We start from the raw sequence: 19,700 nt of genomic DNA on the forward strand, positions 1-19,700 counted from the left end.
CTTGCGCCCGGGGCCGCATGTCGGGCACACCGGCACGCGGTCATGGCGCCGCAGGAAGCCGGCGCTAGCGCACGGCGACGCGCGCGTCGGGCAGCTCGATCGTTTCCAGGAATTTCAGGTGCCCGATATAGGCGAGCGCCTGATTGATCCTGACCGAAGGGACATCGTCCTTGCGCATGTGCAGGATGTCCGCCGGGCTGATCCAGCGCGGGTGGGCATTCGTCAACGGCGCGCCGGCGGCATGGTAGGCGGCAAGCACGAACTGCGAGCAGAAGAAGCGCTCGTTGTCCACCGTGCCCAGCTGGATCGCCGCCACGCCGCGCAAGCACGCTTCGCGCAGTGTCGCCGAGACCAGCGGCAGTTCGCAGAGTCGCCGCTGCACCGAGAACGGCGCCTGCAGCAGTACGCCCACGTAGTCGTAGCGCTGCCCGAGCTGTGCATGCGCGAAATCGCGCAGCGCGCCGATCTGCGCGGCATCCAGACCTTCGCGGCGGAACGCGACCACCACCGCCTCCTCCTGCACCAACCGGTCCAGCCGGCGCAGCCGCACGCCTTCGCCCACCGCCTCGGCCACCTCGCCATCCCCAAGATACAGTGCGGCGTGACTTACCGGCGCCAGCGTGAACATGCGGATGCCGGCCGATGTGAAGCCATTGGATGCCGACAGCAGGATATCGCCGGGCAGCAGCGCGGCGGCATCGACCAGTGCCCCGCCATCCTTCGGGCTGAGCCCTGGCTGCTGGAATGCCACGCGCACCGGTGCCGGTGCTGCCGCCCCCGACACCGGCTCGACCCGGGTGGCACAACCGGCCAGCGCCACCAGCACCAACAGCAGAACGCGTCCCAACCCCTTCATAACCTGCTCCATGGATGACCGGACTGTCGCCGGCGAGCTTATCGCAACCGGGCCCTGCGCCGCACGCGTCGCAGCCACTGTCGCGCAGGCAGGCCGCTTCAGGCCAGCGCTCCCAGCCCATAACGGGCGAGCAACGCCGCGGTCTCATACAGTGGCAGCCCCATCACACCGGTGTAGCTGCCGTCCAGCCGGGTCACGAACAGGCCGGCCCGGCCCTGGATGCCATAGGCACCGGCCTTGTCCAGCGGCTCGCCGCTCGCCACGTAGGCGGCGATCTGCGCATCGGTCAGCACGGCAAAGGTGACCCGGCTTTCGGACAACACGGTTTCCACACGGTCCTGCTCGGCGACGGCCAGTGCGGTCAGCACCACATGGGTGCTGCCGGACAGCCGCTTGAGCATCGCATGTGCATGCCCGGCATCGTCCGGCTTGCCCAGGATCCCGCCGTCGAGCACCACGGTGGTATCGGCCGCCAGGACGGGACGCGGGTCGCGCTCCTGCGCCAGCACCGCCAGCCAGCCAGCCTGGGCCTTGGCACGGGCCAGGCGCAGCACATAGCCGTGCGGGTCCTCGTCGAGCAACGGCGTTTCATCGACCGGCGCGGTGATGCGCTCGAAGGTGACGCCCAGTTGGGCGAGCAGTTCGCGCCGTCGCGGGCTGGCGGAGGCAAGGTAGAGATCCATCGGCGTTCCTATCGGCTGGGCGCGCAATTGTAGCGCGCGTGGCCGTTGTGGCACGTTCGCGCGTCAGCGTGCAGACGGGACGGCGACCGAAGGCCCGGGGCACAGGCCCATCCGTACCAGGCATCGGCCGGGACCGGCACGGACGCGGGACAGCGCCGGCACGCTATTCGCGGTGGTAGGGGTGGTGATGCAGGATGCTGTACGCCCGGTACAGCTGTTCGGCCAGCAGCACCCGCACCAGGCCGTGCGGCAGCGTCAGCGCCGACAGCTGCAGCAGCTGATCGGCACGTTGCTTGACACTGGGGTCCAATCCGTCGGCACCACCGATGATGAACACGGTGTCGCGGCCGTCGGCGTGCCATTGCTTCATCGCGTCGGCGAGCCTGGCCGTGCTCCAGTTGGCGCCGCGCTCATCCAGCGCGAGTACGCGTGCCTGCTGCGGGATTGCTGCCAGGATGCGCACTGCCTCCTCGGCCATCACCTGCTGCGCTGTCCGCCCACCCGAGCGCTTGTCCGGCTTGAGCTCGATCAGCGTCAGCGCGAACTCGCGCGGCAGGCGTTTGCTGTACTCGGCGAATCCCGCCTCGATCCACGCCGGCATCCTGTGGCCGACGGCGATCACGATCAGCCTCATGCCCGCTCCCTCGAAAGTGCGCCAATGTAGCACGCGCCACCACGCCTCCGGGGCCCGCTGGCAGCAGCGCGGCGTCGTGCCGCGGGCCGGAAGGCAAACGACGGCAGTCGTCAAGTCAGCGCTCAACGGCGATCCGGCCCGAATCCGCGTTGCTTATGCTTGGTGCACGGCCGTTCACGGCCGACGACAACCAAACCAGAACAAGATCGAGGATGGAGATGAACACATTGCACTTACGCAAGATGGCTGGCGTATGCGCGGCCGTGATGAGCCTGTTCGGTCCCGCGTCGCTGGCCCACGCCTACGATGCCTGGCAGGAAGGCGCCACCTACGCCACCGGTGCCAAAGTGACCTACGCCGGGCAGGATTACGAAGCCCGGCTGACGCACACCGCCCACGTCGGCGCCGACTGGAACCCGGTCGCCACGCCAACACTGTGGCGCGCGCTGGGGCAGGTGGTGCCGACCCCGACGCTCACCCCGGTGCCAACGTCGGTGCCGTGCCCGCAATTCCCGAACTTCGCGCCACGTTGGCAGGCCGGCGTGTCCTACGGCAGCGGCGTCTGCGTCAGCATCACCCGGCCCTACCCGCCGCGCGGACAGTGCATCGACAATTATGCGGCGCTGCAACCGCACGTCTCGGACGCTGGCAATGCGCCGCCCACGGGTACCGCATACTGGCGGCAATCCGGTGCGTCGGTCTGCGAATCGGGCGGCACGCCCACCCCGCCGCCGCCGCCCACGCCGACCCCGCTCACCCCGACGCCCACCCCCACACCGACGCCGGTCGCCGTGCCGCAATGGCAGCCCGGGCAGGCCTATCTCGGTGGCCAGCGCATCTGCCTGGAAGGCATTCTTTACGAGGCGCGGTGGTGGACACAGGGGGAGCGCCCCGATCCGGCCAATCCCGCCAGTCCCTGGCGCAGGATCGGCGAATGCCCGCCCCCCTACCGGCCGCCAACCCCCACGCCGACCCCCACACTGCCGCCCGGTACGGTTGCCCCATTCCAATGGCAGGCCTCGGCCAGCGCTGCCACCGTGCTCTTTGACTGGAAGCTCGACGGCCGCCAACTGGGTGGCGTGGCGCCGGCACGCTGGTACATCCTGGACGCGCAGGCGAACGTGGTGTTGTCCAGCAGCCTCATCTATGTGGCCGACGACTTTGCCAACGGCATCGCCACCTACGGCGGCAGCGGACGCATCGATGGCGTGGTGCCGGGCACCTACCGCTACCGGCTCAAGCTGTGCAACCAGGATGCATCACGCTGCCTGGACAGCGAGGGGACCGTGGACGTGGTCGTTCCCGGCAGTCAGGCCCCGGCCTGAGACCGCGGCGACGGGTGAAGCAGTGCTGCGGCGCCTTCACCCGTGCCAGCCTATCGTCGGAGACAAACGTCGGGCATCACGGTGATGCCTGCGCTGCGGCCCGGCATTTGTCCCTCGCAACCCGCTGCATGCAATGCTTGTGCGTGCACGAGGCCGTTGCGGGGCAATGGGAGCGCGGCATGGCCGGTGACACCATCGGCGTCGCTTTCTTACAAGTGTGCGTTATGATGGCGCTACCGCCGATATCGTTATCGGCGAATCAATTAAAAGCCAAAAGAAGGATGGAGCGATGAAAACCCTGCGCATGCGCAAGCTTGGCGCGGCGTGCCTGATTGCATTCGGCACGTTCGGGCCTGTGATGATGAGTGCCTCTTCCGCCTATGCCTACCCGGCATGGCAAGAGGGTTCGACCTATACCGCCGGTACCAAGACCACGTTCAACGGCCGGGACTACGAGGCGTTGTCCACCCATACCGCCTACGTCGGCACCAACTGGAACCCCGCCGGCACGCCGACGCTGTGGAAGGACCTGGGGTCCACCAGCGGCAACCCAACCCCCACCCCGGCCCCGACGCCGACCCCAACCACTCCCACACCGACCCCGGTGACACCGACCCCTGCCGTCACGCCGACACCGGCTCCGACGCCCACCCCGGTGGTCAGCACCCCCACGCCACCCCCGACCGGCTGCTCTCCCGCCTGGAACGCAGGCACGGCCTACACCGGCGGCCAACGCGTGGCCTACAACGGCACCCTGTACGAAGCGAAATGGTGGACCCAGGGCGACAACCCGGCGCAATCCGGGGCATGGGGGGTCTGGAAGGTGATCGGTTCATGCGGTGGCACGCCGACGCCGACCCCAACACCTACGCCGACGCCCACACCGACTCCGACTCCGACTCCGACTCCGACTCCGACACCGACACCGACACCGACACCTACGCCGACACCCACACCGACTCCGGTCACGCCGGCACCGGCGCCGTACAAGCCGCAGATCACCTATATCGCGGCCCCGGCAGGCTATCCGAGCGATGCGCAATTCACGGCGGCCGAGAACGCACTTGCCGCCCAGGCAGGTACCGATGCGCAGGCCATCGCCCGCATCCGCGCCGCACTGCGCGTGCTGCCGGACACGCAGGTCGAAGCGGTGGTACCCGGCCGTGCCGCCAACCCGGACAACGTCAAGCGCGTGGAGCGCCTGCTGGGTGAGACGCGCTTCGACCACTTCTTCCCGGTGCGTCACATCAACTACACCTACACCAACTTCCTGCGCGGCGTGGCCAAATTCCCGGCCTATTGCGACAACTACAGCGACGGCCGTGACGCCGACGCGATCTGCCGCAAGCTGCTGGCAACCTCGTTCGCCCACTTCACGCAGGAGACCGGCGCCAACTGGCCGGCGCTGACCCCGGCGACCGCGCGCACCTATGCCGATCACAACAACCCGGTGCTGGCCGGCTTGCCGCAGAACGAGGCGATTCCCAAGTACCGCCAGGCGCTGTGGTACCTGCGCGAGTCGGGCATGAACGAAGGCTCGGCCACCGGCGCCTATCAGGACTGCTTCCGCGGTGCCGGCGGCTCGATCTTCTCGATCTTCTATCCGTGCGGACAGAACGGTTCGGGCCAGTTCATCGACTATTTCGGCCGCGGCTCCAAGCAGCTGTCGTGGAACTACAACTACGGTCCTTTCAGCAAGTCGCTCTACGGCGATGTCAACGTGCTGCTGGACAACCCGGCACGCGTGGCCGACACCTGGCTCAACTTCGCCTCGGCGATCTGGTTCGCGGTCTATCCGCAGTCGCCCAAGCCGCCGATGACCTGGGTGATCGACGGCACCTGGACGCCCAACGCGGTCGACCTGGCCAACGGCATGACCCCGGGCTTCGGTGCCACCACCTTCATCATCAACGGTGGCATCGAGTGCGGTAAGGGCGGCGAAGTGCAGCAATCGCAGAACCGCATCGCGGCCTACGTGGAGTTCGCCCGTGAACTGGGCGTGACCATCCCGGCCAACGAAGCGCTGGGTTGCGCCAACATGAAGGGCTTCCAGTCCGGCTCGGCGGCAGCGACCAAGACCTACCTGGACAAGGCCTGGGGCTACAACCCGAACAATCCGGGTGGCGTGAGCTGGGCCTGCCAACTGGTCGACTACCAGATGCCGTTCTCGCTGGCAGTGCCGGGCGACTACAAGGCCTGCGTCGACTACATGTTCCGCGGCAAGGTGGTGCACAACGGCCAGGTGGTGATCGACAACACCAAATAAGCCGCTGCGCCTGTCGATCCACGGCGGCCCTCACGGGCCGCCGTTTTTCGTCTGCGCCGTATGCTGCCGTGGCCCACCATCCGCGCTACGCGGTAAAGTCGCGGCCATGAAGACACTTTCGTTGGACCGCATCCTGCAAAGTCAGGGCTTTGGCACGCGCAAGGGCTGCCGTGCGCTGATCGAGGGCGGCGAGGTGGCGGTGGATGGCACCGTCGTCACCCGCTGGCAGACCGAATTCCAGCCCGAAGGGTTGGCATTCACCGTGTTCGGTGAGCCGTGGGCCTATCGCGCGCACCTCTACCTCGCATTGAACAAGCCGCCCGGCTACGAATGCAGCCGCAAGCCGAGTCACCATCCCGGCATACATACGCTGCTGCCCGAACAATTCACCTGGCGGGAGGTGCAGCCGGTCGGCCGGCTCGACCATGACACCACCGGCCTGTTGCTGCTGTCGGACGACGGCGACTTCATCCACGCCCAATCGCACCCGAAACGGCACCAGCCCAAGGTCTATCAGGCCACGCTGGCCCATCCGGCCGACGCCGGATTGGTGCAGCAATTGCTCGACGGCGTGCAGCTGATCGACGAAAAAGCCCCCATCGCCGCGCTGGCCGCCTCGCTGCTGGACCCACTCACCATCGAGATCGCGCTGGACCAGGGCAAATACCATCAGGTCAAACGCATGCTGGCCGCGGCAGGCAACCATTGCGCGGCGTTGACGCGTACCCGGATCGGCCAGTTGTCGCTGGCCGAGCTTGAACTGGCCGAAGGGCAATGGTGCCACCTCGATCAGGCGCAATTGGCACGGCTTGGCCAGGCCGATACCGTGGGATGAAAGCACTGCAGATCCTGGCCGGGCCGCAGGCGCTGGCGCAGATCCGCGAGCAAGGCATGCACCCGGCGCAGTTCAGCCATCTGGGCGCAGCGGCGGGCGGTGCGAAATGGCTGATACTGGAAGGGCTCGACCGGGTGCTGTTCGGCCACTGGCTGGCCGGGCGCAGCCAGCCGTTGACGGCGGTGGGCGCATCGATCGGCGCATGGCGGCTCGCAGCCGCGGCACAGCAGGACCCGCTCGCCGCCCTCGACCGCTTCAACCATGCTTATGTCGAGGTGCAGCGCTATGGCCGCAACGACGGCATGCACGAGATCACCCGTGAGGCGCGGCGCATTCTGGATGCCGTGTTGGGCGATGACGGCGCCGCACAGATCGTCGCCCACCCGTGGCTACGGCTGAATGTGATCGTCGCGCGCGCCGTGGCCGGCATCGACGGCAGTGGCAGTGTGCGCGAAAAGCTGGCACTGGCTCGCGCGGCCTTTGCCAATGTGATGGCACGGCGGCATCTGGGGCGGCATCTGACCCGCACGGTGCTGCATACCGGCGAAGCACCGGTGCAGTTGCTGGACGATGGACTGGGCGCGCATGCGGTACCGCTCGATGCTGCCGGCGTGGCACCGGCCTTGATGGCCACCGCCGCGATTCCCGGTGTGATCGCCGGGGTACCGGCCCTGCCGGGCGCACCCGCCGGCTACCATCTGGACGGCGGCCTGATCGACTACCACATGGACCTGCCGCTGGCCGAACCGCCAGGACTGGTGCTGCTGCCGCACTTCGTGGCCACAGTGACGCCGGGCTGGCTGGACAAATTCCTGCCCTGGCGCCGCGCGCAGCACCTGTCGCGCACCGTGGTGCTGGCACCGACACCCGAGCTCATCGCCAGCCTGCCGGCACGCCGTATTCCGGACCGCAGGGATTTCCTGCGCTATGCCGGCCGCGACGCCGAGCGCATCGCCCATTGGCGCGCAGCACTCGCCGCCGGCCGGCGCATCGGCGAGGAGTTCGCCGAGCTGGCCGACAACGGCCGGCTCGCCGCGGCCGTGAGGCCGCTGGAAGGCTGAATGCTGAAGGCCGGACCTTGAGACACGCAGGGCACAGGGAAAACCAAGCGCAGACTCAAGCCTGGGGATGTTCCCGGCGAGCCTCGGTGTTCTCCGTAGCCTCTGTATTCAACTTCAACAATCCCGCCAGGGCTTCCCGGCTTTCGGCGGGCAGCGCTGTCAACGGCAATGTGGCAAGGCCAAGGGTGCGGTAGGCCGCGTCAAGCCGCATATCGTCGATGACAGCCAGGTGACGCGCGACAGTGGCGCCGTCGCCACGGGCGATGGGGCCGGTCAGCGCGGCGGCCGGGCCGAGCGCCAGCACGTTGTCCAGTGTCCGGCGCATCAAGGGGCCGAGCACTGCGGCCGCGGTGCCGGCGTCCAGCCCGGCTTGCACCGCGAGTTGCTGCGCCAGCACGTTCAGTGTGACCAGATAGTTCGACGCCACCACCGTGGCCGCGTGATAGGCGGCCTTGCCGCCGGGCGCCAGGCGGAACGGCAGCCCACCGAGTGCCAGCGCCAGGGCTTCCAGCCGTGGCAGCGCGGCGGGATCGCCCTCCACTGCCCAGGCCGTGCCCGGCAGGTCCCCCAGGGCCCGCTGCGGCTCGGCAAAGCTGAGGGCGGGATGCAGGCTGCCGCACGTCGCGCCTTGGCGCGCCAAGGGCGCGAGCACGCCGGCATCGAGCACGCCGCTGGCATGAAACACCAGGTCGGCCGCGCACGGGCCGCCAGCCTGCGCCAGTGCACCGGCCACCTGCGCAATGGCATTGTCCGGCGTGGCGATCAGCCAGAGCCCGGCCGTCGGCAGACCGGTCAGCCCGGTCATGGGTTGGCCGGCACCGATGAATCCGACAGCCGCACGTGCATGGGCGGCGTCGCGGCACAGCACCGCCCCGATTTCACAACACCCCGCATCGCGCCAGGCACGGGCGAGGGTCCGGCCAAGGCGGCCGGCGCCGATCAGGTTGAGCAGCATGGGGAAGTGGAATGGGTAAGCAGGGTGGAACCCCAAATCCTGAACCACAAAGCCCACAAAACAGAAGAGAGCGGTGCATTGGCATGCGCCGCACCGTACCTTCGCACTTCTTCGGGCTCCCGTGTCCTTGGTTTTCTCTGCGAGGCCCGGTGTGCTCAGCGCGCTCTGTGTTTCAAGACGCGGGGTTCCGCTTTTTAAGGTTTTGCAGCCGGATCAGCCCAGCGCCTGTTCCAGATCGGCCAGGATGTCGTCGATGTGCTCGATGCCGATCGACAGGCGCACCATGTCCTCGCTGACACCGGCTTTTTTCAGCTCCTCCGGCGAGAGCTGGCGGTGGGTGGTGCTGGCCGGATGGCAGGCCAGGCTCTTGGCGTCGCCGATGTTCACGAGGCGGGTCACCAGCTGCAGCTTGTCCTGGAAACGCGCGCCGGCTTCGCGGCCACCCTTGACGCCAAAGGTGAGCAGGCCGGATGCCTTGCCACCGAAATACTTGTCCACCAGCGGACGCGATTCGTGGTCGGGCAGGCCGGCGTAGTTCACCCACGCCACATTGGCATGGCCTTGCAGGAACTGCGCCACCTTGAGCGCATTCTCCACGTGCCGGTCCATGCGCAGCGCCAGCGTTTCCAGCCCCTGCAGGATCAGGAAGGAATTGAACGGGCTGATCGCCGCGCCCATGTTGCGCAGCGGCACCACCCGCGCCCGGGCAATGAAAGCGGCCTCGCCCAGTGCCTCGGTGTAGACCACGCCGTGATAGCTCACGTCCGGCTCGTTCAGCCGGCGGAAACGCGCCTTGTGCTCGGCCCAGGGAAACCTGCCGGAGTCGACGATAAGGCCGCCGATGCTGTTGCCGTGTCCGCCGATGTATTTGGTCAGCGAATGCACCACGATGTCCGCGCCATGCTCGAACGGCCGCGTGAGGTAAGGCGTGGGCACCGTGTTGTCGACGATCAGCGGCACGCCGCCGGCATGCGCCACCTCGGCAAAGGCGGCAAAGTCGACCACATTGCCAAGTGGATTGCCGATCGATTCGCAGTACACCGCCTTGGTGCGCGCATCGATCAGCCCGGCCGCCGCCTGCGGATCGCGGTAGTCGACGAAGCGCACCTCGATGCCGTACTGCGGCAGCGTATGCGCAAACAGGTTGTAGGTGCCGCCATAGAGCGTGCTGGTGGCGATGATGTTGTCGCCCGCTTCGGCGATGGTGAGGATGGCATAGGTGATCGCCGCCTGCCCCGACGCCAGCGCCAGACCGCCGATGCCGCCTTCCAGTGCGGCCACGCGCTGCTCCAGCACGGCGCTGGTCGGATTCATGATCCGGGTGTAGATGTTGCCCTGCACCTTCAGGTCGAAGAGGTCGGCACCGTGCTGGGTGTCATCGAAGGCATAGCTGGTGGTCTGGTAGATCGGCACCGCCACCGCCTTCGTGGTCGGGTCCGGACCATAGCCGGCGTGGATCGCGAGCGTATCGAACTTCATCTGCATCCTCCTGAATGAACGGCAAAGACGTCGGCGAATCTAGCACCACGCCAATCCGAACAACAAGGGATATACCGGCAGATTTTTAGAACCAGCTGTTATTTGTCAAACCCGGTATCACGCCGCTGCGGCATGCGGCCCGGTGTCGGCGAATGCGATCGGGCCCTTTTTCTCCTGCGAGATGCGCTTGGCCGCCACGCGGAACAACGCGTCGAAGTCGGCCCCATCCTGTCCGTAGACCGCGAGGCTGGCACTGGCCGAGAAGCGGATCAACAGGTCGTCGTACTCCACCTCGAGTTCGTGCACCGCGTGGCGCACGCCTGCCAGCATCAGATCAAGCTGCTCCTGGGTCAGCCCGGGTGCCACGATGCAGAACTCCTCGCCACCGACCCGGCCGAAATAGTCCGAGCGGCCCATCTGCTCGCGCACCGCATCGGCACAGGCACGCAGCGCGGCATCCCCGGCGCCGTGACCATAGCGGGCGTTGAGGGTGCGGAAGCGGTCCAGGTCGATCAACAGCAGACCGAGGTGACCGTGGTGCTTGCGCACCCGCCGCAATTCGCGGATCGCCACCTCCTCCAGTCCCCGACGGTTGAGCGCGCCGGTCAGCGCATCAAAGCGTGCCAGCCGCGAAATGCGTGAACGCAGCCGCTGGCTGACCAGCTGCGGCCAGGTCAGCCCGCACAGCAATACCATGATGCCCAGCGGCAGGTAGGCCACCGGCAGGCGTGCCCACACCGCCGGCGAACCCATCAGCCAGGCGAGCGCCACGGCCAGCCAGTAGGCGGCGTGCAGGATATGGGCCACGGCGAACAGCTGGCGCGGCGCGGCCCAACGCTCTTCCACCACGCGCGGCATCAGCGAACTGACGTGCATCAGCGCCAGTGGCAGCACCGATACCGCAAAACACAGCACCTGCAACGCCTCGGATTGCAGCTCGAACTGCCCGTACAGCGCGAAGGCCAGCGCCAGTGACGGCCACGGCAGCGTGGTCAGGTAGCGCGGTGATTGGCCAAGGTACAGACGGCCGCCGACAAGCAGCAGCGTATCCGCGACCAGCCACGACGCCAGAGCCGTCAGGTCTGCGCTTGCAGCTTGCGCCACGGCGGCGCAAAACCCCGATAATGCGCCACAGGCGAGCATGCCAAGCCCGCGCTCGCGGTGACCCAGGGCAAGCAGTGCCAGGCTGCCGGTGGCCAGCAGTGTCAATACCCCGAGCAGGACCGCAACCGTCAGGGGGAAGGATAAACCCATTGCTTCGATTGATTTGTAAGTTTTCGGACAACATTCAGCTTAACACACGCGTAAATAGCGTGGCATCTGGAAGGTCTGTTCGGTCGCCAGCTCTGACGAGTGGCATGGTTCAGTACACGCATACCCATGGAGACAAAGCATGACCACGCTGATCTGCGGATCGATGGCCTACGACACCATCATGGTGTTCCCGGATCGTTTCAAGAATCACATCCTGCCCGAGCAGATCCATATGCTCTCGATCTCGTTCCTGGTGCCCGAGATGCGCCGCGAATTCGGGGGCTGTGCAGGCAATATTGCCTATACCCTCAAGGCCTTAGGCGACGAGCCGCTGATCATGGCCACGGTCGGCAGCGACTTCGGGCCTTACGCGGCGTGGCTGGATCAACTGGGCATCTCGCGCGCCGCCATCCGCGAGCTGCCGGAGCAGTTCACCGGCCAGTGCTTCATCACGACCGACCTGGACGACAACCAGATCAACGCCTTCCATCCCGGCGCGATGGGGCTGGCGCATCTGAACCGGATCGAAGACGCCACGGCGCCGGTGGCACTGGCCATCGTATCGCCCGATGGTAAGCAGGGGATGCAGGAACACTGCCGGCAACTCGCCGATGCAGGTATTCCTTTCATATTCGATCCCGGGCAGGGGTTGCCGATGTTCAGCGGGGACGAGTTGCTGCAAATGATCGACGCCGCCGACTACCTTGCCTGCAACGATTACGAGGCGGAGCTGGTGCAGCAGAAGACGGGCCTGCCGCTGGCGGCGCTGGCCTGCCGGGTCAAGGCGCTGATCGTGACGCTCGGCGCTGACGGCGCGCGCATCCACGCTGACGGCGTGGTGCATGCCATTGCACCGGTGTCGCCGGCGCAGCTGCTGGACCCGACCGGCTGCGGCGACGCCTTCCGCGCGGGGCTGCTGTATGGCATCAAGCGTGGCTGGGATTGGCAGACCACCGGGCAGCTCGCCTCACTGCTGGGCTCGATCAAGATCGAGCACCGCGGCCCGCAGAACCACACGTTCACACGCGAGGGGCTGGCCGTACGCTACGCCGCCGCCTTCGGCCAGGCACTGCCCAACGGCTAGTCGCGCACTGCGCCGATACAAAAGGCCGCGATCACCGCGGCCTTTTTGTTCACGCTCTGCAGCAATGGCCTGTCAGTGTTTGGCGACGGCATGGCCGCCAAAGGCGTTGCGCATCATCGACAGCAGCTTCATCGCGAAATCGTCGTTGCCGCGGCTGGCAAAGCGCGCGTAGAGCGCCTGGGCGATCACCGGCGTGGGCACCCCGAGCTCGATCGATTCCACCACGGTCCAGCGCCCTTCGCCCGAATCGGGCACATAGGCCTGCAGGTCCTTCAGCTCGGCGTCCTCGGACAGCGTGCCGGCGATCAGGTCGAGCAGCCAGGACCGGATCACCGAACCGTGGCGCCACAGTTCGCTGATCTGCGCGATATCGAGCCCGAACTCCTCCTTGGCCTTGAGCATGGCGAACCCTTCGGCGAACGCCTGCATCATGCCGTATTCGATGCCGTTGTGGACCATCTTGGTGTAGTGGCCCGCGCCGGCCGGCCCGCAATGCAGCCAGCCACGATCGGGCGCCGGCGCCAGCAGTCTGACGAAGGGCTCGACCTGCGCCGCCGCTTCGCGCTCGCCGCCGAACATGATGGTGTAGCCGTTGGCCAACCCCCATACCCCGCCGGAGACGCCGGCATCGACAAAGCGCAGCCCCAGTGCCGCCAGCTCCGCACCATGGCGCTGGCTGTCCTTGTAGTTGGCATTGGCACCGTCGACGATCAGATCGCCCGGCACCAGCAGCGTCTTCAGCTCGGCCAGCGTGGCCTCGCTGATCTCGCCCGCCGGCAGCATCATCCATACCACCCGCGGCTGCGGCAGATTGGCCACCAGCGTGGCCACCGAATCGAATCCGGTGAAATTGGGCTCTTCCGCCGCAAGTTGCGCACGCGTCTGGTCGCTCAGGTCGAAACCGAACACCTTGGCGCCGCCGCGGGCAAGCCGCCGCGCCATGTTGCCGCCCATCTTGCCCAGACCGATGATCGCGATATTCATGTACTGGATTCCTCGTCGATAGCGTTGGCGCAGGCCGGCCTTGCAACCGCCTGCCATCACGGCCCGCACTTTGTCCGCAACGGACGCGACTGACCATGGGGAATTATGGCATCGCTGCCGCTCCGTAGTGGAAAACGACTACCTACGAGCGCCGCCTTGACCAGCCGCAAGGCGGGCCCGTCCGCGTCGCACTAAGCTCGCCCGACTCATCCTGCCAGGGAGGCGCGCGTGGGCGCACCATTGAAGCTTGTTTGTCCGGCGGGCAGCCTGCCCGCGCTGAAAACGGCGGTCGATCACGGCGCCGATGCGGTCTATGTCGGGTTTCGCAATGCCACCAATGCGCGCAACTTCGCCGGGCTCAACTTCGGCGAGGGACAGCTGAAGGAGGGGCTGGCCTATGCCAGGCGGCATGGGCGCGAGCTGCTGGTGGCGATCAACACCTATGCCCAGGCCGGCCGGAGCGGGCTGTGGCGACAGGCGATCGACGATGCAGCCGCCCTTGGCGCCGACGCGGTGCTGCTCGCCGACCCCGGCCTGATGGCCTACGCCAGCCGCACCTGGCCGCAGTTGCGGCTGCATCTGTCGGTGCAGGGCTCCGCCACCAACGCGGCGGCGATCAAGATGGCCCACGAATGCTTCGGCGTGCGCCGCGCGGTCCTGCCGCGGGTCCTCACGCTGCAGCAGGTGGCGCAGGTGATCGAGGCGCTCGCCAAGGCGGCGGTGCCGGTGGACATCGAGGTGTTCGGCTTCGGCAGCCTGTGCGTGATGGCCGAGGGGCGTTGCCTGCTGTCGAGCTACGCCACCGGCGAGGCGCCCAATCTGCACGGGGTCTGCTCGCCGGCAAGCCACGTACGCTGGGAAAACCAGGGCCAGACCACGCAGGCACGCCTGAACGGCATCCTGATCGACCGTTTCGCCCCGGACGAGAGCGCCGGCTATCCCACGCTGTGCAAGGGACGCTTCAATGTCGGCGACGCCACCTACTACGCGCTTGAGGAGCCGACCAGCCTGAACACCCTCGCGCTGCTGCCCGAGCTGATGCGCATCGGCGTGGCCGCGATCAAGGTGGAAGGCCGGCAGCGCAGCCCCGCCTATGTCGGCGCGGTCACCGCCACGCTGCGTGCGGCGCTCGACGCGGCGGCACGGCCCGGATATTCAGTCGCCCGCGCCTGGTGCCACACACTGGACCCGCTTTCGGAAGGCCAGCAGCAGACACTCGGGGCCTACAGCCGGCCATGGCGATGATACGGCCGGCCTTTACGGCGTCACATCGCTCAGGCGTCGATGCTGCGCGCGGTATCGCCCCAGACGGCTTCGGGCCGGATGAACGCGCCGAAGCGATCGGCATCGACCGCCTCGCGGATCGCATACAAGGCCTCGGCGGTATCGCGCCGCAGCACCAACGACAACGGTGCGCCGCGCGGACCGATCAGGCTGGCCACCAGTGGACAGCTCGCCTTGCTGCCATGCTTGGCCACCACGCCCACTTCGCCATTGGCCAGCCGGACCAGTTGCCCCGGCGGGTAGACGCCGAGCGTCTTGATGAAATACCCGGCCGCCAGCAGGTCGACATCCTTGCCGCGCGCCAGCAGGATGCTGCGCAACACCACGTTGGGCAGTGCCGTCTGCCGGTAGGCCGATGGGGTCACCTGGGCGCAAAAGAGATCGGCCAGCGCCAGCAGGTGTGCCGCCGGACTGATCGCCTCGCCGCACAGGCCGGCCGGATAGCCACTGCCGTCGCTGCGCTCGTGATGCTGCAGCACCGCCCCCAGCCACACCGGATCGGTCACACCGGCGCGCTGCAGCAGCGCGTGGGCCTCCTCGGGATGGCGCTGCAGCCCCTGCCGCTGCGCCGGCGACAACGGTCCGCGCTGCTGCTGCAAGGTGTCCTGCAGGCTGGCCATCGTCACATTCATGGTCAGGGCGGCACAGACCACGGCGCGCACCGTTTCGGGCGGCAGCGCCATCGAGACGGCCGCCAGCCGGGCCACCACTGCCACATTGACCATGTGACGCGCCGGGTAGCGGCCGTCCTGGCGCAGCAGCACACGCGCCAGTGCCACATTCGGATCGCACCGGCTGGCGTTCTCGACCAGGGCGGCAAGCTGCATCACCTCGGCTTCCAGGCGCCGTGCCTGTATCCACGGAGTGGGATTCTGCAGCAGCTGCTCCAGCCGCTGCTGTGCCGCATCCAGCATGGCCAGCACCGATGGCGGCCGGGCCGAGCCGGGGATGAGGCGTTCGCGCTGCGGCGCGTTGCGGGTGCGGGCCAGCGCCTCGCTGTCGGCATAGACGCCGATCTCCAGCAACCGCGCCAGCTGCGCCTCGCTGCCCACCCGTTGTCCCCGCGACAGCAGCAGCAGGCCCTTGCCGTCGAATACGTCCCAGGGCAGCGCCTGCCCGAGCTGCACATCGGTGCAACGGACCCGCGAATACGATGCCATGGCCCCTCCGTTGTAATTTTTATCGCATGCACAACACCAACAATCGCATCAATACCTGATTTTTCTTACATCATACGAGCAGCGGGCAACAACGCGGCAATCCAGACAAAACCACGCGATAGCCAGTCGCGTTCAGCCGATATCCGGTCGATCCGCCCCGCCCTTCTCAGGAGCCGAACGTGAAACTGACTCTTGGTCCCTTACTGTACTATTGGCCCCGCGCGCAGATCCTGGCGTTCTACGAGGCGGCCCTGCAATGGCCACTCGATACCGTCTACCTGGGTGAGGCGGTGTGCGCGCGCCGCCATGAATTGCGCCTGGTCGATTGGCTGGCACTGGCCGCCGACGTCAAGGCCGCCGGCAAGACGCCGGTGCTGTCCAGCCAAGCATTGCTGGAATCGGCCAGCGACCTGAACGGGCTGTCGCGGCTGGCAACCAGCGGCCATCTGCTGGAAGCCAACGATCTGGGGGCGGTGCAGGTGGCGCGCAGCGCGGGTGTCCCGTTCGTGGCAGGACCGCATCTGAACATCTACAACGGCCCCACGCTCGACTGGATGGCCGCGGCCGGCGCAGTGCGCTGGCTGCCGCCGCTGGAGCTGGGGCACGATGCCATCGCGGCGGTCATGGCGGAAAGGCAATGCCGGATCGAAACCGAGATCTTCGCCCACGGCCGGCTGCCGCTCGCCTTCTCTGCGCGCTGCTTCACCGCCCGGCATTACGGGCTGAACAAGGACAACTGCGAGTTCAAATGCCTGGCGCATCCGGATGGATTGCCGCTGGATACCCGCGAAGGCCAGCCCTTCCTGCGGTTGAACGGCATCCAGACCCAGTCGGCCGCCTGCCACACGGTATGGCCCCACCTGCCCCGACTTGCCGCGCTGCCGATCGATGCGCTGCGCATCAGCCCGCAGGCGGCCCATACCGGCGAGATCGTCGCTGCCTACGCCGACCGGCTGGCCGGAGTGGCAACCGAGCCCGACTGGGCACGCTGGCATCCCGAAGGGTTAGTGGACGGCTACTGGCGCGGCACCGCCGGCATTGCCACACCGCAGGGGGTATCGGCATGACGCGCGCAACCTTGCCATCGCGGCTGCTGGCGCTGCTGCCCGAAACCCCGCCGGCCTGCGCCTGCGCGCAGCTGCTCAACCTGCTGCGGCACCGGCTCTGGCCCGACGAGGATTTCAGCTGGCTGGCGGGGCGCTCCCTGCGGCTGGCATTGCTGGACACTGGCTACGGGGTGACGCTGCGTTTCGACGGCCGACGCTTCGGCCCTGGCCGCGGCCAGGGCGACGTGGGTTTCGCGGCGGCAGCGGCCGACTACTGGGCGATGGCGCTGCGCCGCGAGGACCCCGATACGCTGTTCTTCCAACGCCGGCTACGCATCGAGGGCGACACCGAACTGGGCCTGCAGCTGAAGAATCTGCTGGATGCCACCGACTGGTCCTACGCGCTGGCCCGGCTGCCGGCGCCGCTGCAGCACTTGCTCAGGCATCCCCCATGGGCGGGCGGCACCCGCTGAGCGCACCGGGATCCATGCAGCGGGCCCTGCCGCCACGCCGGTGATGATGCGCCGGACCGGCCGGTACGACGAAACATTCGCCGTGGTCATCCCAGGCGTGACCGGCCCCTGACACGACGCGCCCGGCAGACGCGGGCTGGGCGCTACGCTTCGTTGACGACACCGGCGAGCACCTGGCCGGTCGGGCCGACCTGGGCACCCGAGCGGCAATGGCCGGTCTGATCGTCGAAGAAGAAATCCGGTTCGAACTCGGCCAGGAACGGTCCCTTGTCGAGCCCGCCCAGGAACAGCGCCTCGTCGACATGGATGTTCCAGCTCATCAACGTGCGGATCGCCCGTTCATGCGCCGGCGCGCTGCGCGCGGTGACCAGCGCGGTGCGCAGCCGCATCGGCGCATCGGCCTGTTGCAGCCGGTGCAGTGCCTCCAGGAACGATTTGAACGGCCCGGCGCTGAGCGGTACGCGCGAGTGCGCCTGTTCATGCTGGTGGAACAGCGCCAACCCATCGCGCTGGAAGACACGCTCGGCCTCGTCGGAGAACAGCACCGCGTCGCCGTCGAAAGCGATCCGGACCTCGGCCGGGTGTGCATTGGCCGCATGCATCGAATCCGGATAGACGTGCGCCGCCGGAAAACCGTCGAGCAGCGCCGCGCGCACATCCGCGTCATTCGCCGACAGAAAGAGGTTGGCGCGCAGCGGCCGCAGATAGCGATACGGCTCGCGCCCCTGCGTGAACACCCCGCGTTCCAATCGCAGCCCCGAGGCCACCGCCGAGTGGAACACGCGCAGGCCGCTGACCGGATCGTTGCGCGAGACGATCACCACCTCGACCCGGTGCGCCGCTTCGGTGTTGAAGGCCAACAGCTTCTGGATCAGCGGCAGCGCCACCCCGGGGCCGGCCACCTGCTCCAGGCGCTCCAGCTGCAAGGCCATGTACCCCGCGGCATCACCTGCTTCGAAAACCGCGTTCTCCGCTTCGAAATCGAACAGCGCGCGCGAGGAAATCGCCACGACCAACTTGTTATCGAGTGAAAACGGCATCATCTGTCCCCGGTCAGCCCGTCACAGTGTACACACCGGGCAAATGCCACGCCCGCGCCACTCAGGAGTTCCCATGATCGACCTTCACTACTGGACCACGCCCAACGGCCACAAGATCACGCTGTTCCTTGAGGAAACCGGGCTCCAATACCGGATCCACCCGGTCAACATCGGCAAGGGCGAGCAGTTCGAGCCGGCGTTCCTGCGGATCTCGCCCAACAACCGCATTCCCGCCATCGTCGACCACGCACCCACTGACGGTGGCACGCCGGTGGCGCTGTTCGAGTCCGGCGCCATCCTGCTGTACCTGGCCGAAAAGACCGGGCAGCTGCTGCCGGCCGATCTGCGCGGCCGCCAGGAGGCGATGCAGTGGCTGTTCTGGCAGGTGGGCGGGCTTGGCCCAATGGCCGGGCAGAACCACCACTTCAGTCAGTACGCGCCGGAGAAGCTGCCCTACGCGATCGAGCGTTACGTGAAGGAGACCGCGCGCCTGTACGCGGTGATGGACCGGCGCCTGGCCGACCGGCCGTTCCTTGCCGGCGACGCGTATTCGATCGCGGACATCGCCAGCTATCCCTGGGTGGTGCCGCATGAGCGGCAAGGCCAGCAGCTGTCGGATTTCCCCAACCTCAAGCGCTGGTTCGACCACATCGCCGCGCGTCCGGCAACAGCGCGTGCGTACGCGCTGGCCGAGCAGATCAACCCGCCCCAGCCGATGGGCGACGAGGAAAAGAAGATCCTGTTCGGGCAGGATGCCGGCACCGTACGGCGCCCTTGAGCACGGATCGGAGACAACGCGATGCATGTGTTTCTGTATGCGCTGGCGCTGACCATCGGCCTTGTCGTGCCGCTGCAGGCCGCGATCAACAATCAGCTCAAGGCATTGATCGGCGGCAGCACGGTGCTGGCGGCGCTGGTGTCGTTCCTGGTCGGTTCGGTGGTGCTGGCGGTCGCGGCATTGGCCACCGGCCAGAAATGGGCCGGCCTTGCCAACGTGGCCCGGGCCGAATGGTGGATGCTGAGCGGCGGCGTGCTGGGCGCGCTGTTCGTGTTCGGCAGCACGCTGCTGGCGCCGCGCATCGGCGTGGCGGCGATGTTGTCGCTGATCATCGCCGGCCAGATGTTCGCTTCGCTGCTGTTCGACCGCTTCGGCCTGCTGGGCATGCCGCTGCGCGACGTCGGCACCTGGCGCCTGGTGGGCGCCGGGCTGGTGGTGGCGGGCGTGGCACTGGTCAATTTCGGCGACCGGATCAGGCTGTAGACCGCCGTGTGCGGCCGGCC

The 19,700-nt window shown here is 67.4% G+C and carries 19 protein-coding genes; 10 read left to right on the forward strand and 9 right to left on the reverse strand.

Annotation, left to right across the window (positions count from 1 at the left end):
• Positions 1-64: 64 nt before the first annotated feature.
• From N8I74_RS01330 to rlmH, 3 genes are all read right to left on the reverse strand, one after another.
• Positions 65-856: a YiiX/YebB-like N1pC/P60 family cysteine hydrolase gene (locus tag N8I74_RS01330; RefSeq protein ID WP_263125119.1), complete on the reverse strand. Its 792-nt coding sequence runs from the start codon at positions 854-856 to the stop codon at positions 65-67.
• Between the two features lie 98 nt (positions 857-954).
• Complete coding sequence (locus N8I74_RS01335; protein ID WP_263125120.1) at positions 955-1,539, reverse strand: Maf family protein; 585 nt, start codon at positions 1,537-1,539, stop codon at positions 955-957.
• 163 nt (positions 1,540-1,702) lie between these two features.
• On the reverse strand, positions 1,703-2,173 hold the full coding sequence (gene rlmH, locus N8I74_RS01340) for a 23S rRNA (pseudouridine(1915)-N(3))-methyltransferase RlmH (RefSeq protein WP_263125121.1): 471 nt from the start codon (positions 2,171-2,173) through the stop codon (positions 1,703-1,705).
• Between the two features lie 218 nt (positions 2,174-2,391).
• Here rlmH and N8I74_RS01345 point away from each other — a divergent pair, with 218 nt between their 5' ends.
• From N8I74_RS01345 to N8I74_RS01360, 4 genes are all read left to right on the forward strand, one after another.
• Positions 2,392-3,498 (forward strand): carbohydrate-binding protein, encoded by a 1,107-nt coding sequence (locus N8I74_RS01345; protein ID WP_263125122.1) that lies wholly within the window; start codon positions 2,392-2,394, stop codon positions 3,496-3,498.
• A gap of 289 nt (positions 3,499-3,787) precedes the next feature.
• A complete protein-coding gene (locus N8I74_RS01350; RefSeq protein WP_408611851.1) occupies positions 3,788-5,764 on the forward strand; it encodes a glycoside hydrolase family 19 protein in 1,977 nt (658 codons plus the stop codon).
• A 106-nt stretch (positions 5,765-5,870) separates the two neighbouring features.
• The gene (locus N8I74_RS01355; protein ID WP_263125123.1) at positions 5,871-6,599 is read left to right on the forward strand and encodes a pseudouridine synthase; all 729 of its coding nucleotides are present in this window, start codon (positions 5,871-5,873) and stop codon (positions 6,597-6,599) included.
• Entirely contained in the window at positions 6,596-7,660 is a 1,065-nt protein-coding gene (locus N8I74_RS01360; protein WP_263125124.1) for a hypothetical protein, read from the forward strand. The genes N8I74_RS01355 and N8I74_RS01360 overlap by 4 nt, the downstream gene beginning before the upstream one ends.
• Before the next feature lie 55 nt (positions 7,661-7,715).
• Here the strand turns inward: N8I74_RS01360 and N8I74_RS01365 are convergent, their stop codons facing one another.
• The 3 genes from N8I74_RS01365 to N8I74_RS01375 form a co-directional block, all read right to left on the reverse strand.
• The gene (locus N8I74_RS01365; RefSeq protein WP_263125125.1) at positions 7,716-8,615 is read right to left on the reverse strand and encodes a Rossmann-like and DUF2520 domain-containing protein; all 900 of its coding nucleotides are present in this window, start codon (positions 8,613-8,615) and stop codon (positions 7,716-7,718) included.
• Positions 8,616-8,828: 213 nt separating this feature from the next.
• Positions 8,829-10,094, reverse strand: coding sequence for an O-acetylhomoserine aminocarboxypropyltransferase/cysteine synthase family protein (locus N8I74_RS01370; RefSeq protein WP_263125126.1), 1,266 nt, complete (start codon positions 10,092-10,094; stop codon positions 8,829-8,831).
• A gap of 117 nt (positions 10,095-10,211) precedes the next feature.
• Positions 10,212-11,348 carry a GGDEF domain-containing protein gene (locus N8I74_RS01375; protein ID WP_263125127.1) on the reverse strand — a complete coding sequence of 379 codons (1,137 nt, stop codon included), beginning with the start codon at positions 11,346-11,348 and terminating at the stop codon, positions 10,212-10,214.
• Positions 11,349-11,487: 139 nt separating this feature from the next.
• Here N8I74_RS01375 and N8I74_RS01380 point away from each other — a divergent pair, with 139 nt between their 5' ends.
• Positions 11,488-12,432, forward strand: coding sequence for a carbohydrate kinase family protein (locus tag N8I74_RS01380; protein WP_263125128.1), 945 nt, complete (start codon positions 11,488-11,490; stop codon positions 12,430-12,432).
• 72 nt (positions 12,433-12,504) lie between these two features.
• Here the strand turns inward: N8I74_RS01380 and gnd are convergent, their stop codons facing one another.
• A complete protein-coding gene (gene gnd, locus N8I74_RS01385; protein ID WP_263125129.1) occupies positions 12,505-13,416 on the reverse strand; it encodes a phosphogluconate dehydrogenase (NAD(+)-dependent, decarboxylating) in 912 nt (303 codons plus the stop codon).
• Positions 13,417-13,644: 228 nt separating this feature from the next.
• On the opposite strand from gnd, the gene ubiU reads away from it, so the two are divergent.
• A complete protein-coding gene (ubiU, locus tag N8I74_RS01390) occupies positions 13,645-14,661 on the forward strand; it encodes a ubiquinone anaerobic biosynthesis protein UbiU (protein ID WP_263125130.1) in 1,017 nt (338 codons plus the stop codon).
• A 29-nt stretch (positions 14,662-14,690) separates the two neighbouring features.
• Here ubiU and N8I74_RS01395 read toward each other — a convergent pair whose 3' ends face one another.
• The gene (locus N8I74_RS01395) at positions 14,691-15,860 is read right to left on the reverse strand and encodes an HD-GYP domain-containing protein (protein WP_263125131.1); all 1,170 of its coding nucleotides are present in this window, start codon (positions 15,858-15,860) and stop codon (positions 14,691-14,693) included.
• Positions 15,861-16,039: 179 nt separating this feature from the next.
• Between N8I74_RS01395 and ubiV the strand changes: the two genes are divergently transcribed.
• Positions 16,040-16,927, forward strand: a complete 888-nt coding sequence (gene ubiV / locus N8I74_RS01400; RefSeq protein ID WP_263125132.1) for a ubiquinone anaerobic biosynthesis protein UbiV — start codon at positions 16,040-16,042, stop codon at positions 16,925-16,927.
• Positions 16,924-17,379, forward strand: a complete 456-nt coding sequence (gene ubiT / locus N8I74_RS01405; protein WP_263125133.1) for a ubiquinone anaerobic biosynthesis accessory factor UbiT — start codon at positions 16,924-16,926, stop codon at positions 17,377-17,379. The genes ubiV and ubiT overlap by 4 nt, the downstream gene beginning before the upstream one ends.
• 143 nt (positions 17,380-17,522) lie before the next feature.
• On the opposite strand, the gene N8I74_RS01410 is transcribed toward ubiT, so the two are convergent.
• Entirely contained in the window at positions 17,523-18,422 is a 900-nt protein-coding gene (locus N8I74_RS01410; RefSeq protein ID WP_333783014.1) for a 5'-nucleotidase, read from the reverse strand.
• Between the two features lie 70 nt (positions 18,423-18,492).
• Between N8I74_RS01410 and N8I74_RS01415 the strand changes: the two genes are divergently transcribed.
• Together N8I74_RS01415 and N8I74_RS01420 are read left to right on the forward strand one after the other, a co-directional pair.
• Positions 18,493-19,197, forward strand: coding sequence for a glutathione binding-like protein (locus N8I74_RS01415; protein ID WP_263125135.1), 705 nt, complete (start codon positions 18,493-18,495; stop codon positions 19,195-19,197).
• Positions 19,198-19,218: 21 nt separating this feature from the next.
• Complete coding sequence (locus N8I74_RS01420; protein ID WP_263125136.1) at positions 19,219-19,680, forward strand: DMT family transporter; 462 nt, start codon at positions 19,219-19,221, stop codon at positions 19,678-19,680.
• The last annotated feature ends 20 nt before the right edge of the window (positions 19,681-19,700 follow it).

Origin of the sequence: Chitiniphilus purpureus (genome assembly GCF_025642115.1) — a bacterium.
Lineage (GTDB): Bacteria > Pseudomonadota > Gammaproteobacteria > Burkholderiales > Chitinibacteraceae > Chitiniphilus > Chitiniphilus purpureus.

Excerpts from the sequence above, each read along its gene's own strand:
- N8I74_RS01335 (WP_263125120.1), bottom strand. The coding sequence starts at position 1,539 with ATGGATCTCTACCTTGCCTCCGCCAGCCCGCGACGGCGCGAACTGCTC.
- N8I74_RS01330 (WP_263125119.1), bottom strand. The coding sequence starts at position 856 with ATGAAGGGGTTGGGACGCGTTCTGCTGTTGGTGCTGGTGGCGCTGGCC.
- N8I74_RS01365 (WP_263125125.1), bottom strand. The coding sequence starts at position 8,615 with ATGCTGCTCAACCTGATCGGCGCCGGCCGCCTTGGCCGGACCCTCGCC.
- N8I74_RS01370 (WP_263125126.1), bottom strand. The coding sequence starts at position 10,094 with ATGAAGTTCGATACGCTCGCGATCCACGCCGGCTATGGTCCGGACCCG.
- N8I74_RS01345 (WP_263125122.1), top strand. The coding sequence starts at position 2,392 with ATGAACACATTGCACTTACGCAAGATGGCTGGCGTATGCGCGGCCGTG.
- N8I74_RS01415 (WP_263125135.1), top strand. The coding sequence starts at position 18,493 with ATGATCGACCTTCACTACTGGACCACGCCCAACGGCCACAAGATCACG.
- N8I74_RS01355 (WP_263125123.1), top strand. The coding sequence starts at position 5,871 with ATGAAGACACTTTCGTTGGACCGCATCCTGCAAAGTCAGGGCTTTGGC.
- N8I74_RS01375 (WP_263125127.1), bottom strand. The coding sequence starts at position 11,348 with ATGGGTTTATCCTTCCCCCTGACGGTTGCGGTCCTGCTCGGGGTATTG.
- ubiT (WP_263125133.1), top strand. The coding sequence starts at position 16,924 with ATGACGCGCGCAACCTTGCCATCGCGGCTGCTGGCGCTGCTGCCCGAA.
- N8I74_RS01380 (WP_263125128.1), top strand. The coding sequence starts at position 11,488 with ATGACCACGCTGATCTGCGGATCGATGGCCTACGACACCATCATGGTG.
- gnd (WP_263125129.1), bottom strand. The coding sequence starts at position 13,416 with ATGAATATCGCGATCATCGGTCTGGGCAAGATGGGCGGCAACATGGCG.
- rlmH (WP_263125121.1), bottom strand. The coding sequence starts at position 2,173 with ATGAGGCTGATCGTGATCGCCGTCGGCCACAGGATGCCGGCGTGGATC.
- N8I74_RS01420 (WP_263125136.1), top strand. The coding sequence starts at position 19,219 with ATGCATGTGTTTCTGTATGCGCTGGCGCTGACCATCGGCCTTGTCGTG.
- N8I74_RS01395 (WP_263125131.1), bottom strand. The coding sequence starts at position 15,860 with ATGGCATCGTATTCGCGGGTCCGTTGCACCGATGTGCAGCTCGGGCAG.
- N8I74_RS01350 (WP_408611851.1), top strand. The coding sequence starts at position 3,788 with ATGAAAACCCTGCGCATGCGCAAGCTTGGCGCGGCGTGCCTGATTGCA.
- N8I74_RS01410 (WP_333783014.1), bottom strand. The coding sequence starts at position 18,422 with ATGATGCCGTTTTCACTCGATAACAAGTTGGTCGTGGCGATTTCCTCG.
- N8I74_RS01360 (WP_263125124.1), top strand. The coding sequence starts at position 6,596 with ATGAAAGCACTGCAGATCCTGGCCGGGCCGCAGGCGCTGGCGCAGATC.